This is a genomic window from Halalkalibacter nanhaiisediminis (assembly GCF_007830185.1).
Lineage (GTDB): Bacteria > Bacillota > Bacilli > Bacillales > Bacillaceae_D > Halalkalibacter > Halalkalibacter nanhaiisediminis.
Map to the genome: position 1 here is coordinate 223,106 of NZ_VLKZ01000005.1, position 13,740 is coordinate 236,845.

Below are 13,740 nucleotides of genomic sequence, written 5' to 3' on the forward strand. Positions count from 1 at the left end.
CGCATGGATGAGGTAGACCCTTTTGATTACTTATTTTTTGATTGGAGCTTACGGTATACGTCTGCCAATGTTTGTTCGAATTTACTTGTTTGTTTTGGTTCATAATAAATCGTATCTTTTAGTACGTTTGGAAGATATTGTTGGCGAACCCAACCATGTTCATAATTATGAGGATAGAGATAATCCTGACCTCGACCAAGCTGCTTAGCTCCTTGATAATGAGCGTCTTTTAAATGCTTTGGAACATCACCAATCTTGCCTTTGCGAATATCAGCTAAGGCTGCATCCAATGCCATATATGCTGAGTTTGATTTAGGTGATAAACAAAGTTCAACAACGGCATTTGCTAGTGGTATTCTTGCTTCAGGAAGTCCGAGTTGCTCAGCTGATTCAATGGCTGCCAGTGTTCTTGCGCCAGCTTGCGGGCTTGCTAGACCAATATCTTCATAGGCAATGACAAGTAATCTTCGTCCAATACTAATCAGGTCACCAGCTTCAATTAACCTTGCTAAATAGTGCAAGGCAGCATTTACATCACTACCTCTAATTGATTTTTGAAAAGCTGACAGGACATCATAATGAGCATCTCCGTCTTTATCATGTTGAAAGCTTTTTTTCTGAATACAGGATTCAGCTGTAGAAAGAGAGATGTTTTTTATTCCTTCGTCATTTGGATATGTGGACATTACTGCTAGCTCTAGAGCATTCAAGGCAGAACGAACGTCTCCTCCGCATGCGGTGGCTAAATGAGTTAATGCCTCGTCACTTATGTAGACTTTTTCTTTCCCGAGTCCATTTTGCTCATCGTTAAGAGCTCGATTGAGTGCTTCTTTTATATCATTAATACTTAGAGGTTCAAGTTCAAATATTTGACAACGACTACGAATAGCTGGATTAATAGAGTGAAATGGGTTAGCTGTTGTAGCCCCAATTAAAATAATGAGTCCTTTTTCAAGGTGAGGAAGAAGAAAGTCTTGCTTTGCTTTATCTAAACGATGAACTTCATCAAGTATTAAAATAAGCTGACCATACATTTTAGCTTCTTCAACTGCTATTTCCATATCCTTCTTATTGTTAACAACTGCATTCAGCAATTTAGCGGGTGTTCCTGTTGATCCAGAAATGGCATGGGCAATCGATGTTTTACCAATACCTGGTGGTCCGTATAAAATCATTGATGACAACTGCTTAACATCGACCATTCGTTTTAATAATTTCCCTTCACCAATCAAATGCTTTTGTCCAATGATCTCTTCCATTTTCTTTGGTCGCATTCGGTATGCGAGTGGTTGTCTTTTCATCGTTCATACCTCCATCTTCTATGAATGCTGGTCTTTAGTGTAATCGAAGAGTGTCGAAATGCCAACTATTCGGATTCAATTAGTCTTCTTCCACCAATCTAAAAGTGTTTCGTGATATAATGGCAAAGAATTATAAAGAGAGAAGGGCTTCCTTTGAAGAAAGAAAGTACTCAGGGTAGAGGGCGAAGTTGGCTTCGCTGGACGTTGTTTATGATTGGGCTAATTGTGATGTCTTTTGGAATCGCATTAATGATTCGGGCTGATTTAGGGGTCGCGCCGTGGGACGTTCTCCATATTGGTTTAACAAATCAAATCGGTTTTACAGTCGGAACATGGTCGATCTTAATGGGCTTGATTATATTAGCTATTTCTGGGTGGATCATGAAAGCTTGGCCACAAATAGGTGCCTTTATCAATATGCTTCTTGTTGGCGTTTTTATTGATTTGTTTATGTGGATTCTCCCCACCCCAGATGGTATCCTGTTAAAGTTCTTAATGCTGATTTTAGGTATATTGATTATTGGATATGGAATTGGATTATATATCGCACCAGGCTGCGGGGCTGGACCTCGTGATAGTCTAATGCTAGCCTTAACAATGAAAACGGGCTGGAAGGTACAAAGAGTACGAGGAGTTATGGAAATCATTGTTTTGAGTGTGGGCTGGCTTCTAGGGGGACCAGTATTTATTGGAACATTGCTCTTTTGTTTCGGTATCGGTTCAGTTGTAGGAATGACATTGCCACAGTGCCAACGTTTTACTGATTTTATAATGGAAAGAGGGACAAAATATGAAAATCTCAACGAAGGGACGCTACGGTCTCACCATCATGATGGCGTTAGCGAAGAAATCAGGTGAAGGACCGATCTCGTTAAAATCTATCGCAAAAGAATATGATCTATCAGAGCATTATTTAGAGCAACTCATTGCACCACTTCGAAATGCGATGCTTGTCAAAAGTGTTCGCGGGGCATATGGGGGATACATGCTCGCCAAGGAAGCGAATGAAATTACAGCAGGTGATATTATTCGTGTGCTTGAAGGACCAATTAGTCCAGTAGAAGTTCTTGATGATGAAGAACCAGCTAAACGAAATCTTTGGATCAAAATACGTGACGCCGTGAAAGATGTATTAGATAATACAACTCTCGAGGAATTAGCGAATTATGAAGCTGATGGTGATCAAGAGCCTTATATGTTTTATATTTAAGGATAACTTATAGATAAAAGAAGGTGAATGATGGTGGAATTGATTTATGTTGATCACGCTGCGACATCACCTCTTCACCCAGATGTGGTAGAGGCGATGCTTCCTTATTTTCAAATGCATTTTGGAAATCCGTCGAGTATCCATCAAACGGGAAGACAAGCGAGACAAGCATTAGATAAGGCACGTGCTAATATTGCTCAAGCTCTATCCGTTCATGAGCAAACGCTCATTTTTACGAGTGGAGGTACAGAAGCTGACAACATGGCGATTTTAGGTTATGCTCTTGAGCATGAAGAGAAAGGCAAGCATGTGATTACGTCAAAGATTGAGCATCATGCTGTATTAAATGCTTGTAAGGAACTAGAGAGACGCGGCTTTGAAGTCACATATCTTGATGTGAATGAACACGGGAGAGTGGCGCTTGAAGATGTGCAAACAGCCTTACGAGATGATACGATTCTCGTAACGATTATGTATGGAAATAATGAAGTCGGTACATTGCAGCCGATTGCTGAAATTGGTGAAATCCTTCGTGAGCATCAAGCTGCTTTCCACACAGATGCGGTACAAGCATGTGGGGCCATTGAATTAAATTTATCTGAGCTACCTGTAGACATGTTGTCGATTTCAGCTCATAAAATAAATGGCCCAAAAGGAACAGGACTGCTTTATCTCAAAAAAGGTATTACGTTACGTCCTGTCTTATACGGAGGAGAGCAAGAGCGAAAACGTCGGGCAGGGACGGAAAATGTCGCGGCGATTGTCGGATTTGCCAAAGCGATGCAGCTTACGGTTGCATCAATGAAAGAGCGAACTGAGCGTTATCAACAATTTGCTCAGATTCTAATTGATACATGGACAGAGAATGAGGTTACATTTCATGTAAATGGACATCAGCACGAAAGGCTGCCTCATATTGTGAATGTTAGTTTCCCAGGTGTGAATGTGGAATCTTTACTAATGAACCTTGATATGGCTGGTATTTGTGCATCAAGTGGTTCTGCATGTACAGCAGGTTCGATTGAGCCTTCACATGTACTAGTAGCGATGTTTGGTGAAACGAATGAACGAATTTTTTCTGCGGTTCGGTTTAGTTTTGGACTCGGAAATACAGAGGAACAAATCAAGTATTTAGCGCTTGAAACAGCAAAAATTGTCAAACGACTTCAGGAGCAAATAGAATTTATCAGCTAATGAAGTGTATATAGATGGAGTGAGTCATATGAAGAAACGACCAGAGGATACCCGAGTTGTCGTTGGAATGTCAGGTGGAGTTGATTCATCTGTCACAGCTTTGCTACTTAAAGAGCAAGGTTATGATGTAATCGGGATCTTTATGAAAAACTGGGATGATACAGATGAAAGTGGATTTTGTACAGCGACAGAAGATTACGAGGATGTTATTCGTGTCTGTAACCAAATTGGGATCCCTTATTATGCGGTGAACTTTGAGAAGCAGTACTGGGATAAGGTATTCACGTACTTTTTAGATGAATATAAAGCTGGGCGCACGCCAAATCCTGATGTGATGTGTAACAAGGAAATTAAGTTTAAGGCGTTTTTGAATCATGCGATGACTCTTGGTGCTGACTATGTTGCCACAGGTCACTATGCTCGTGTTCAAGAAAAAGACGGCAAATTCCAATTGCTTCGTGGAGTAGATGACAATAAGGATCAAACGTATTTCTTAAATGCATTATCTCAAAAGCAATTGTCTAAGACGCTGTTTCCAATTGGTGACCTTCCTAAGAAGGAAGTACGCAAGAAAGCGCTTGAGGCTGAATTAGCGACAGCAACGAAAAAAGACAGTACAGGTATTTGCTTTATTGGAGAACGCAATTTTAAAGAGTTCTTAAGCTCATTCCTCCCAGCAAGTCCTGGAGAAATGCAAACAGTTAATGGTGAGGTCAAAGGTACTCATGATGGTCTCATGTACTATACACTCGGTCAAAGACAAGGGCTAGGAATTGGTGGTGCAGGAGAACCTTGGTTTGTGATTGATAAAGACCTTGAGCAAAATGTGTTAATTGTTGGACAGGGTTTTCATCATGAAGGGCTTTACTCAGAAGGTTTAGATGCAATTGGAATGAACTGGATTATAAATGAACCAGTTGAAAAAGAATTTACGTGCACAGCGAAGTTTCGTTATCGTCAAGATGATCAAAAGGTGACGGTATATCCAGGAGAAAATGGCACAGTGAAAGTGTATTTTCATGAGCGTCAGCGTGCGATCACACCTGGACAAGCAGTCGTTTTTTATGACGGGGATGTATGTCTTGGTGGCGGAACAATTGATCACGTCATTAAGAAGTGGGAAAATGCCTAAGTGGCATTTTCCTTTTTCCTGTATGAGAGGATAAAAGGGAGGCAGAAACATGACGACGTTAAATGAAAAAGGAATTGCTTATATGAATGAGCAAAAGTATGAAGAAGCAGCACAAATGTTTAATGATGCGATTGAGGAGAATCCAAAGGACCCAACAGGCTTTATTAATTTTGGTAATCTGCTTGGGATCGTCGGTGATTTTGAGCGTGCCCTAACGTTTTTTGATAAAGCAATAGGACTTGATGAACATGCAGCAACAGCTTATTACGGAGCTGGAACGATCTATTATAAGCAGGATCAGTTTGAAGAAGCGACGAAAATGTTTAAGCAGGCGTTGATTGAGAAGCTTGACGGAGCAGACGTTCATTTTATGCTTGGGATGAGCTATTATCAGCTTGGAGCTCTTCCGCATGCACTCGCTTCCTTTAAGCGAGCAGTTGAACTTGAGCCAAACGATATTGATGCACGTTTTCAATATGGTCTTTGCCTTGCTCAATTAGAACAGGTCGATGAGGCGATTAAGGAGTTAGAACAAGTGATTGAATTAGATGATGAGCACGCAGATGCTTACTTTAATCTAGGAGTGGCATATGCGTTCAATGACCGAGCAGAAGATGCGCTTGAAGCATTTAATCAGGCTCTTGTCATTCAACCAGATCATGCACTTGCAGCGAATGGAAAGAAAACAATCGAACAAGCCATCAATTAAGGGTGATGACATGTGAATGAACAACAAAATTTGCCTGATAACGAGCAACAAATTGAAAGAGGCTATATAAAAGGGACGGTTGTCCATGTCGTTTTTCGCAATGAAGAAAATTACTATACAGTAGCGCTCATTCGTGTACAGGCGACCAATGAAGAGCTAAAAGAAAAGAAGCTAACGGTAGTTGGAGTTCTTCCTCAACTAGACACAGATGAAACGTTTCTTTTCTTTGGGGAGCTTATTAACCATCCAAAGTTTGGCATGCAGTATCAAGTCGACCAATTTAGAAGAGATTTACCCCAAACAAAAAGCGGAATTATTCAATACTTATCAAGTGATCGTTTCCCAGGTATTGGGGAAAAGACAGCTGAGTTAATTGTCACGACTCTCGGTGAACGAGCGATTACAAGAATTGTGGAAGATCGCTCTGTTTTGAATGAGATTCCAAAGCTATCCAAAGAAAAAGCAGATGCCTTATATATGCAGCTCGTTGATCAGCAAGGTGTGGAGCAGGTGCTTATGACACTGTCTAAGCACGGATTTGGCGTGGAGCTTTCAATGAAGGTGTATCAAGCTTATGGCTTGCAGGCCCTTGATATTATTCAAACGAATCCATATCAGCTTATTGCCGATGTTGAGGGAATCGGCTTTAGAAGAGCGGATCAGCTTGGGGCGGCTATTGGGCTAACTGGTAATCACCCTGAGAGAATCCGCGCGGGTTGTTTGTTTTTGCTGCAAGAGCTTTGCCTGCAAGAAGGGCACGTTTTTATGGAGAAAAAGACATTAACCAATCATGTCATTAGTCTCCTTTCAACGTACGAGGTAAAGATTGAGGTGCAAGAGGTAGACGAGCAGCTCCTTTTTATGCATGAAGAAGAAACGATTGTCGAGGAAGAAGAACGTTTGTATATAAAATCACTCTACTTTGCTGAAAAAGGTATTGTAACCAGTATTCGTAAGCTATTAAGCGAAGAAGTAGAGGATGAGTTTCCTGAAGCAGAGTTCTTAAAGGCACTTGGAAAGCTTGAAGAAGAATTGAAAATCGAATATGCCCCTTCTCAAAAAGAAGCGATTCAAACAGCATTGTCATCACGAATGATGATCTTAACGGGTGGTCCAGGAACTGGAAAAACAACAGTTATTAAAGGCATTGTCGAACTATATGCACGTTTGCATGGGCTATCACTTGAACCAAAAGCGTATACGAAAAGCAATCCATTTCCAGTCTTGCTCGTTGCACCAACTGGTAGAGCTGCTAAACGGATGAGTGAAGCAACCGAGCTTCCTGCAACGACGATTCACCGACTGCTTGGCTGGAAGGGCGGTAATGGTGGATTCGAAAAAGGGGAACATGAAAAGCTTGAGGGGGAGCTACTCATCGTTGATGAAAGCTCGATGGTCGATATTTGGCTCATGAATCAGCTGCTGAAAGCTGTCCCAAGAGGGATGCAGGTTGTTCTTGTTGGAGATCAAGATCAATTGCCTTCTGTTGGTCCAGGTCAAGTTCTTCGTGACTTTCTTGATTCAACGATTATTCCGACGGTGCCGCTCACAGATATTTACCGACAAGCTGAAGGATCATCGATTATTGAGCTTGCTCATGCTATGAAAAAAGGGGAAATGCCAGCTAACCTTCCAGAGCCGCAAGCTGACAGACGGTTTTTTCCATGTGGTATTGATCAAGTGCAGCACGTCGTCGCCCAAATATGCGAAAACGCTATGAAGAAGGGGTACACAGCGAAGGATATCCAAGTGCTTGCGCCTATGTATAAAGGTAGTGCTGGTATTACAGAACTGAATGTGATGCTACAAGATTTATTTAATCCAAAAAAGGAACATAGACGTGAATTAAGCTTTGGTGATGTCGTGTACCGAACAGGTGATATTGTCCTGCAGCTTGTGAATAATCCAGATGAGCATGTGTATAATGGTGACCGCGGTGAAATTGTAGCGATTTTCTATGCGAAAGAAAATGCTGAGCGTCAGGATCAAGTCGTGATTTCCTTTGACGGGACAGAAGTGGTTTATCCGAAAAAGGATCTCAATCAAATAACACATGCTTATTGTTGCTCGATTCATAAATCGCAAGGAAGTGAATTTCCGATTGTCGTCATGCCTGTTGTCAGAAACTATGCAAGAATGCTTAGACGAAATTTATTATATACAGGCATTACGCGGGCTAAGCAGTTTTTATTATTATGCGGTGAGTTACGCTCCATTCATACAGCGATCACAAAAAATGAAGAGTTAGTTCGAAATTCAATGTTAACAGTAAAGCTAAAACAATTGAGTGAGAGCAATGGAAATAGTCAACCAACATAACAAATTCAAAATGATCGCACCCTAATACTGTTCGGAGAGGTGGCGATTACTTTGCGAACGTTTTCGACAGTTGAAGGTTTGCCAGTCATTGCATTATCTAATGGAGTTGAGTATGGTCATGTCTTAGATTTGCTTTATGAAAATGGCTGTGTGACGGGCTTCTTAGTTGACCAGAAAGGTTGGTTTGCAAGGCATCTCTTTTTACCAGTTTCATCAGTATCAAGCTTTGGACAGGATGGCATCATGATTGAAGGCTCCCATGTTCTTAGACCTTTTTCAAAAGCGGTAAAAAAAGCATTTCCGCTAAAGGTCGGGAAAAGACGCCTGCACGGAACACCACTTCTCACAAAAGAAGGAGAAAAGTTAGGGCTTGTAGAGGATGTATATTTCCTGGAAGAAATGGGGACGATTATAGGGTATGAAGTGACGGATGGGTTAATAGCAGATCTCTTAGAAGGAAGAAAGGTTGTCAAAAGCAGAGCAAAGCTGACAATCGGAGGGGGACGCGCCATCCTAACGGAATAGAAGGGAGCCCTTATATGCGTTGTCCAAATTGTCAAAGCAAAGATATTGGTAAAATCGGAACAAATCAATATTATTGCTGGAATTGCTTTGTTGAGATGAGCCTGTCACAAGGAAAGCTTTCTCTTCATCAAGTTGAGGAAGATGGCTCACTTAGCTCATTGGATGATTTGTTTGAAGACGAAGACCTTCAAGTTGGGATGTAAGCTAGCCAAACTATGTAGGTGGTGACATCGAATGAGAAGAGCTGTGACGTCGTTAGTTGCAATGGGAATTGGTGCAGCCGCTTATTCCTTAAGCGACCGTAGAACAAAAAAGAGATTTGATTCATTTATTGAACCAATTACCCAGCTTAACGTTAACCGCTTTATAAATAGGAAGTCATGGAGACGGATGAGAAAGCTTATAACCAAAGTTATTTCGTAAATCAATGTCTAGAGCCGATCAAGTATATCTTGATTGGCTTTTTGTATGGAAAAAAGCAGGCTGCGCACACTAAAAGAAGGAGGTGCAGCCTATGGAGAATACACGTCAACGGATTTGGATGAATCGACTCATTATGATTTTACTCTCTTTAATTATTGTTTACATGCTCGTTAAGCTTTCTCCATTACTCACTCCAGTTTTTACAGTAATAAGAGCGCTCATTTTACCTATTGGCTTGGCAGCTCTGTTAACTTATTTTCTTCATCCGCTCGTTGAAAAATTTCATGCTACGGGTCTTCCACGAACACTCACAATTTTGTTGATCTTCTTAGCGATTGTTTTTTCAATCGTTTTCCTTTTAACGATTGGTTTACCTACTTTAATTAAACAAATCCAGCATGCATTTGAACAAATTCCAGCGCAATTAAAACAGTTAAAATCACTTTCCATTCAAGTACAGGAACAGGTAGATTCGTTGCCAACTCCGATTCAGTCGCATACGAAAGAATGGAGCGCACAGCTTGGAGAAGTGAGCGAGCGAGCATTGGATCAAGTAGCAAAAGTGGCTCTCTTTTTCCTTCGCTCTGCTTTTTCATTTATGGTTATTCCATTTCTTGTTTTCTATTTTTTAAAAGATTACGGTCTTATTGTGCGTGCTGCTTGGTATTTGACTCCAAGGCAATGGCGGAAACCATTACAACGTTATATAAAAGACGTTGATCATACGTTTGGCAGCTTCATTCGTGGACAGTTGCTTGTCTCTCTCTCTGTAGCTATCCTTACAATAATTGGCTTGTGGTTGCTTGGCGTTCCGTATCCTATTTTGCTTGGTTTGTTCATTGGGGCGGCTGATTTAATTCCTTATTTTGGTGCATTTATAGGAGCCGCACCTGCTGTCATGGTTGCCATGCTTGAGTCGTCGCAACTAGCATTATATACCGTTATTCTGATCGTTGTGATCCAGCAAATTGAGGGAAATCTGTTATCACCTCTAATCGTGGGCAAAACACTGCATCTTCATCCAATGCTTATTATTTTAGCTTTGTTGATTGGAGTGGAGGTAGGAGGAGTGATTGGGCTGCTTGTTGCCGTTCCGACACTTGCGATAGGAAAAGTAACGCTTTTGCATCTACGTCTTCATTTGATGAATGATTGACAATTGTCTGATGGATTTCTATAATTAAAGGGCAAATAGACAAGTGTTAAATCGTAGAAGGAATCAGTACGAAACAGACCGCTTAAAGAGAAGGGCACCCATGGCTGAAAGGTGCCCGAAGCGAAGGGTTTTGGAACGCTACTCCTGAGTGCAGGTAATCCCTGTCGTTTGGCCGCGTTAAGGTGTAAAGTGATAGACAAATCTTGTCTATAATTAGGGTGGTACCGCGTGATGATAACTCTCGTCCCTTTGCTGGGAGCAGGGAGTTTTTTTATTTCTCATACATAGAGAACGCTCATGTTTGAACAACACATGAACCATAATGAAAAAGGAGATGACGTAATATGAAAAAACTTACATCTGCTCAAGTGAGACAAATGTATTTGGATTTTTTTAAGGAAAAAGGACATGATATTGAACCAAGTGCTTCGCTCGTTCCTCATGAGGATCCAACATTACTATGGATTAACAGTGGTGTTGCGACACTAAAGAAGTACTTTGATGGTCGCGTGATTCCAGAAAATCCACGAATTACGAATGCTCAAAAATCGATCCGTACGAATGATATCGAAAATGTTGGTAAAACAGCACGTCACCATACGTTCTTTGAAATGCTTGGTAACTTTTCAATTGGGGATTATTTTAAAGAAGAAGCGATTGAATGGGCTTGGGAATTCTTAACAAGTGAGAAATGGATTGGTTTCGATCCTGAGAAGCTATCTGTAACGGTTCACCCAGAGGATGATGAAGCGTATTCTTATTGGCAAAATAAGATTGGCATTCCTGAAGAAAGAATTATTCGTTTAGAAGGGAACTTTTGGGATATTGGTGAAGGCCCAAGTGGACCGAATACGGAAATTTTCTATGATCGTGGACCTGCGTACGGAAATGATGAAAATGATCCAGAGCTATACCCAGGTGGAGAAAATGACCGTTATCTAGAAGTGTGGAACCTTGTCTTCTCACAATTTAATCATAATCCTGATGGCACTTACACACCACTTCCGAAGAAGAACATTGATACTGGAATGGGGCTTGAGCGTATGGTTTCTGTCATTCAAGACGTTCCAACAAACTTTGAAACAGATTTATTTATGCCAATTATTCAAGCGACAGAGCAGCTTTCTTCTGTAGCATATGGAAAAGATGCAGATAAGGATATTTCATTTAAAGTCATTGCTGACCATGTCAGAACCGTGACATTTGCTGTAGCGGATGGGGCTTTGCCGTCAAACGAAGGCCGTGGTTACGTGTTACGTCGCCTCTTGCGTCGTGCAGTTCGTTATGCAAAGCTAATTGATATTAATCGTCCATTTATGTATGAATTAGTACCTGTTGTCGGTGAAATTATGGTTGATTTCTACCCAGAAGTGAAAGATAAGACAGAATTTGTTCAAAAAGTGATCAAAAACGAAGAAGAACGCTTCCACGAAACATTGCATGAGGGACTTTCTATTTTAGAAAAAATTCTTGATGAGGCAGTAGCTTCAGGAAAAACTACAATTGATGGAGCGGATGTATTCCGTTTATATGATACGTACGGGTTCCCTGTTGATTTAACAGAAGAATATGCACAAGAAAAAGGGTTAGAAATTGATCGTGAAGGTTTTGAAGAAGCGATGGAAGGGCAAAGAACTAGAGCACGCTCTGCGAGACAGGAATCTGGTTCGATGCAAGTTCAGGATGAATTATTTGGACAAATTACAGTAGAAAGTTCATTTGTAGGTTACGATAAGTTAGCAACTGAAGCGAAGGTTGAAGTAATCATTCATAATAAAGAACGTGCAACAGAAGTACAAGCAGGCGAAACGGTTCAACTAATTTTAAATGAGACACCTTTCTATGCAGAAAGCGGTGGACAAGTAGCAGATAAAGGGATTATTTGCGGCGAAGAAGTGCTTGCTGAGGTGACAGATGTTAGTAAAGCACCGAATGGACAACATCTTCATAGTGTAACCGTGAAAGAAGGAATTCTTCGCGAAGGAGCGATTGTAACGTGCGTTGTGGAAGAGACAGACCGTATCGCGATCGTCAAAAATCATACAGCGACTCACCTTTTACACCAAGCTTTGAAAGATGTCCTTGGTACACATGTTAATCAAGCTGGTTCCCTTGTATCTGAAGAACGCCTACGTTTTGATTTCTCTCACTTTGGACAAGTGACAGAAGCTGAAATGACAAAGGTTGAAGAAATCGTTAATCAACAAATTTGGGATGCCCTTCAAGTTGAGATTTCAATCAAAAAGCTTAGTGAAGCAAAAGAAATGGGCGCAATGGCATTATTCGGTGAAAAATATGGCGATACTGTTAGAGTCGTAAAAGTGGGCGATTATAGCCTGGAGCTATGCGGAGGATGTCATGTTCGTAACACTGCTGAAATTGGCTTATTTAAAATTGTCAGCGAGTCAGGGATTGGTGCTGGTGTCAGAAGAATTGAAGCTGTGACAGGACAAGCTGCTTATCAACATATGAACAGCCAGCTTCAGCTTCTCACAACAGCTGCTGCAAGCTTAAAGGCAAAACGTGTCGTTGATGTACCTGCTCGAATAGAAGCAATGCAACAACAAATTCGTGAGCTTCAACGTGAAAATGAATCTTTATCAGCAAAATTGGGTAACATGGAAGCTGGAAACCTTGTAGACGCGATTACGAAGATTAACGGTGTAAAGGTATTAGCGAAAAAAGTAGATGCTGCTGATATGGATAGCTTACGTGCGATTGTGGATAAGCTGAAGCAAGATATCGAATCTGGTATTATTGTCCTTGGTGCTGTTTCAGGTGAGAAAGTGAACATTGTTGCAGGGGTTACGAAAGATTTACTCTCTGAGGGATATCATGCTGGGAAAATTGTTAAAGAAGTCGCGAGTCGTTGTGGTGGCGGCGGTGGTGGCCGTCCTGATATGGCTCAAGCAGGAGGAAAGAATCCAGCTGAACTTGAGCAGGCGCTTGCTTACGTGCAAGAATACGTAAATACAATTTCCTAAGACGAGCATTTTGGTGTACAATGGAAGTAAGACGAGCTATACTCAATGTCTCGAAAAAGATTGTTTATAGCAAAGAATGAAAGAGGTGTTTGTGATGAGCTCTATGGACAAAACAATGCAATTTAATTTTCCAGATGATTCCGTTGATGTTGATGTCCAAGAGGTACTCCTTTCTGTATATGAGTCACTTGAGGAAAAAGGCTACAATCCGATTAATCAAATTGTGGGCTATTTACTTTCAGGAGATCCTGCGTACATTCCACGTCATAAGGATGCGCGTACACTCATTCGAAAGCTTGAACGCGATGAACTGATTGAAGAGTTAGTAAAGTCTTATTTATCACAGCACCGTAAGGAGAATGAATGAGAGCACTTGGGTTAGATGTAGGGACGAAAACAATCGGAATGGCTCTGAGTGATGAGCTTGGTTGGACAGCACAAGGTCTTGATACAATAAGACGAGATGAAGAACAACCAGGCAAAGACTTCGAAGCTATATCAGAGATTGTGAAGGAGTACGGAGTCGATACGATTGTGATCGGAATGCCGAAAAATATGAACGGAACGATTGGATCAAGTGGTGAACGAAGCCAGGCATTTGCTGATGAATTAAGTAAGCATGTCACGTGCACGATTAAGATGTGGGATGAACGTTTAACGACCGTTGCAGCAGAGCGCATGCTTATTTCAGCGGATGTCAGTCGGAAAAAAAGAAAAAAAGTCATTGATAAGATGGCAGCAGTGATGATTTTGCAAGGGTATCTTGATCACAAAGGAAACTAATTGA

At 41.1% G+C, this 13,740-nt stretch carries 14 protein-coding genes and 1 other annotated feature; of the genes, 13 read left to right on the top strand and 1 reads right to left on the bottom strand.

Features of this window, described 5'->3' with window-relative positions:
• Window positions 1–26: 26 nt before the first annotated feature.
• Window positions 27–1,301, bottom strand: coding sequence for a replication-associated recombination protein A (locus IQ10_RS10630; protein ID WP_144450488.1), 1,275 nt, complete (start codon window positions 1,299–1,301; stop codon window positions 27–29).
• A gap of 153 nt (window positions 1,302–1,454) precedes the next feature.
• On the opposite strand from IQ10_RS10630, the gene IQ10_RS10635 reads away from it, so the two are divergent.
• From IQ10_RS10635 to ruvX, 13 genes are all read left to right on the top strand, one after another.
• A complete protein-coding gene (locus IQ10_RS10635) occupies window positions 1,455–2,159 on the top strand; it encodes a YczE/YyaS/YitT family protein (protein WP_437177681.1) in 705 nt (234 codons plus the stop codon).
• Window positions 2,092–2,511: a cysteine metabolism transcriptional regulator CymR gene (gene cymR / locus IQ10_RS10640; RefSeq protein ID WP_144450489.1), complete on the top strand. Its 420-nt coding sequence runs from the start codon at window positions 2,092–2,094 to the stop codon at window positions 2,509–2,511. Before IQ10_RS10635 ends, cymR begins: the two co-directional genes overlap by 68 nt.
• A 33-nt stretch (window positions 2,512–2,544) precedes the next feature.
• Window positions 2,545–3,705, top strand: coding sequence for a cysteine desulfurase family protein (locus tag IQ10_RS10645; protein WP_144450490.1), 1,161 nt, complete (start codon window positions 2,545–2,547; stop codon window positions 3,703–3,705).
• Between the two features lie 28 nt (window positions 3,706–3,733).
• A complete protein-coding gene (gene mnmA, locus IQ10_RS10650) occupies window positions 3,734–4,837 on the top strand; it encodes a tRNA 2-thiouridine(34) synthase MnmA (protein ID WP_144450491.1) in 1,104 nt (367 codons plus the stop codon).
• 49 nt (window positions 4,838–4,886) lie between these two features.
• Window positions 4,887–5,546 carry a tetratricopeptide repeat protein gene (locus IQ10_RS10655; protein WP_144450492.1) on the top strand — a complete coding sequence of 220 codons (660 nt, stop codon included), beginning with the start codon at window positions 4,887–4,889 and terminating at the stop codon, window positions 5,544–5,546.
• Between the two features lie 12 nt (window positions 5,547–5,558).
• A complete protein-coding gene (gene recD2 / locus IQ10_RS10660; protein WP_144450493.1) occupies window positions 5,559–7,865 on the top strand; it encodes an SF1B family DNA helicase RecD2 in 2,307 nt (768 codons plus the stop codon).
• Window positions 7,866–7,916: 51 nt separating this feature from the next.
• The gene (locus IQ10_RS10665) at window positions 7,917–8,390 is read left to right on the top strand and encodes a PRC-barrel domain-containing protein (protein ID WP_144450494.1); all 474 of its coding nucleotides are present in this window, start codon (window positions 7,917–7,919) and stop codon (window positions 8,388–8,390) included.
• A gap of 14 nt (window positions 8,391–8,404) precedes the next feature.
• The gene (locus IQ10_RS10670) at window positions 8,405–8,593 is read left to right on the top strand and encodes a YrzR-like zinc ribbon domain (protein ID WP_144450495.1); all 189 of its coding nucleotides are present in this window, start codon (window positions 8,405–8,407) and stop codon (window positions 8,591–8,593) included.
• A 31-nt stretch (window positions 8,594–8,624) separates the two neighbouring features.
• Window positions 8,625–8,813, top strand: a complete 189-nt coding sequence (locus IQ10_RS10675) for a DUF3918 family protein (protein WP_144450496.1) — start codon at window positions 8,625–8,627, stop codon at window positions 8,811–8,813.
• A gap of 91 nt (window positions 8,814–8,904) precedes the next feature.
• Entirely contained in the window at window positions 8,905–9,969 is a 1,065-nt protein-coding gene (locus tag IQ10_RS10680; protein WP_144450497.1) for an AI-2E family transporter, read from the top strand.
• A 45-nt stretch (window positions 9,970–10,014) separates the two neighbouring features.
• Window positions 10,015–10,221 (top strand) — a binding site (T-box leader).
• Between the two features lie 92 nt (window positions 10,222–10,313).
• Complete coding sequence (gene alaS / locus IQ10_RS10685; RefSeq protein WP_144450498.1) at window positions 10,314–12,953, top strand: alanine--tRNA ligase; 2,640 nt, start codon at window positions 10,314–10,316, stop codon at window positions 12,951–12,953.
• Between the two features lie 94 nt (window positions 12,954–13,047).
• Complete coding sequence (locus IQ10_RS10690; protein WP_144450499.1) at window positions 13,048–13,320, top strand: IreB family regulatory phosphoprotein; 273 nt, start codon at window positions 13,048–13,050, stop codon at window positions 13,318–13,320.
• Entirely contained in the window at window positions 13,317–13,736 is a 420-nt protein-coding gene (gene ruvX, locus IQ10_RS10695; RefSeq protein ID WP_144450500.1) for a Holliday junction resolvase RuvX, read from the top strand. Before IQ10_RS10690 ends, ruvX begins: the two co-directional genes overlap by 4 nt.
• Window positions 13,737–13,740 lie beyond the last annotated feature (4 nt).

Bases quoted from the DNA above. Each gene is read 5' to 3' on its own strand.
- IQ10_RS10630 (WP_144450488.1), bottom strand. From the start codon at position 1,301: ATGAAAAGACAACCACTCGCATACCGAATGCGACCAAAGAAAATGGAA.
- IQ10_RS10675 (WP_144450496.1), top strand. From the start codon at position 8,625: ATGAGAAGAGCTGTGACGTCGTTAGTTGCAATGGGAATTGGTGCAGCC.
- IQ10_RS10670 (WP_144450495.1), top strand. From the start codon at position 8,405: ATGCGTTGTCCAAATTGTCAAAGCAAAGATATTGGTAAAATCGGAACA.
- mnmA (WP_144450491.1), top strand. From the start codon at position 3,734: ATGAAGAAACGACCAGAGGATACCCGAGTTGTCGTTGGAATGTCAGGT.
- IQ10_RS10655 (WP_144450492.1), top strand. From the start codon at position 4,887: ATGACGACGTTAAATGAAAAAGGAATTGCTTATATGAATGAGCAAAAG.
- IQ10_RS10680 (WP_144450497.1), top strand. From the start codon at position 8,905: ATGGAGAATACACGTCAACGGATTTGGATGAATCGACTCATTATGATT.
- ruvX (WP_144450500.1), top strand. From the start codon at position 13,317: ATGAGAGCACTTGGGTTAGATGTAGGGACGAAAACAATCGGAATGGCT.
- cymR (WP_144450489.1), top strand. From the start codon at position 2,092: ATGAAAATCTCAACGAAGGGACGCTACGGTCTCACCATCATGATGGCG.
- IQ10_RS10690 (WP_144450499.1), top strand. From the start codon at position 13,048: ATGAGCTCTATGGACAAAACAATGCAATTTAATTTTCCAGATGATTCC.
- alaS (WP_144450498.1), top strand. From the start codon at position 10,314: ATGAAAAAACTTACATCTGCTCAAGTGAGACAAATGTATTTGGATTTT.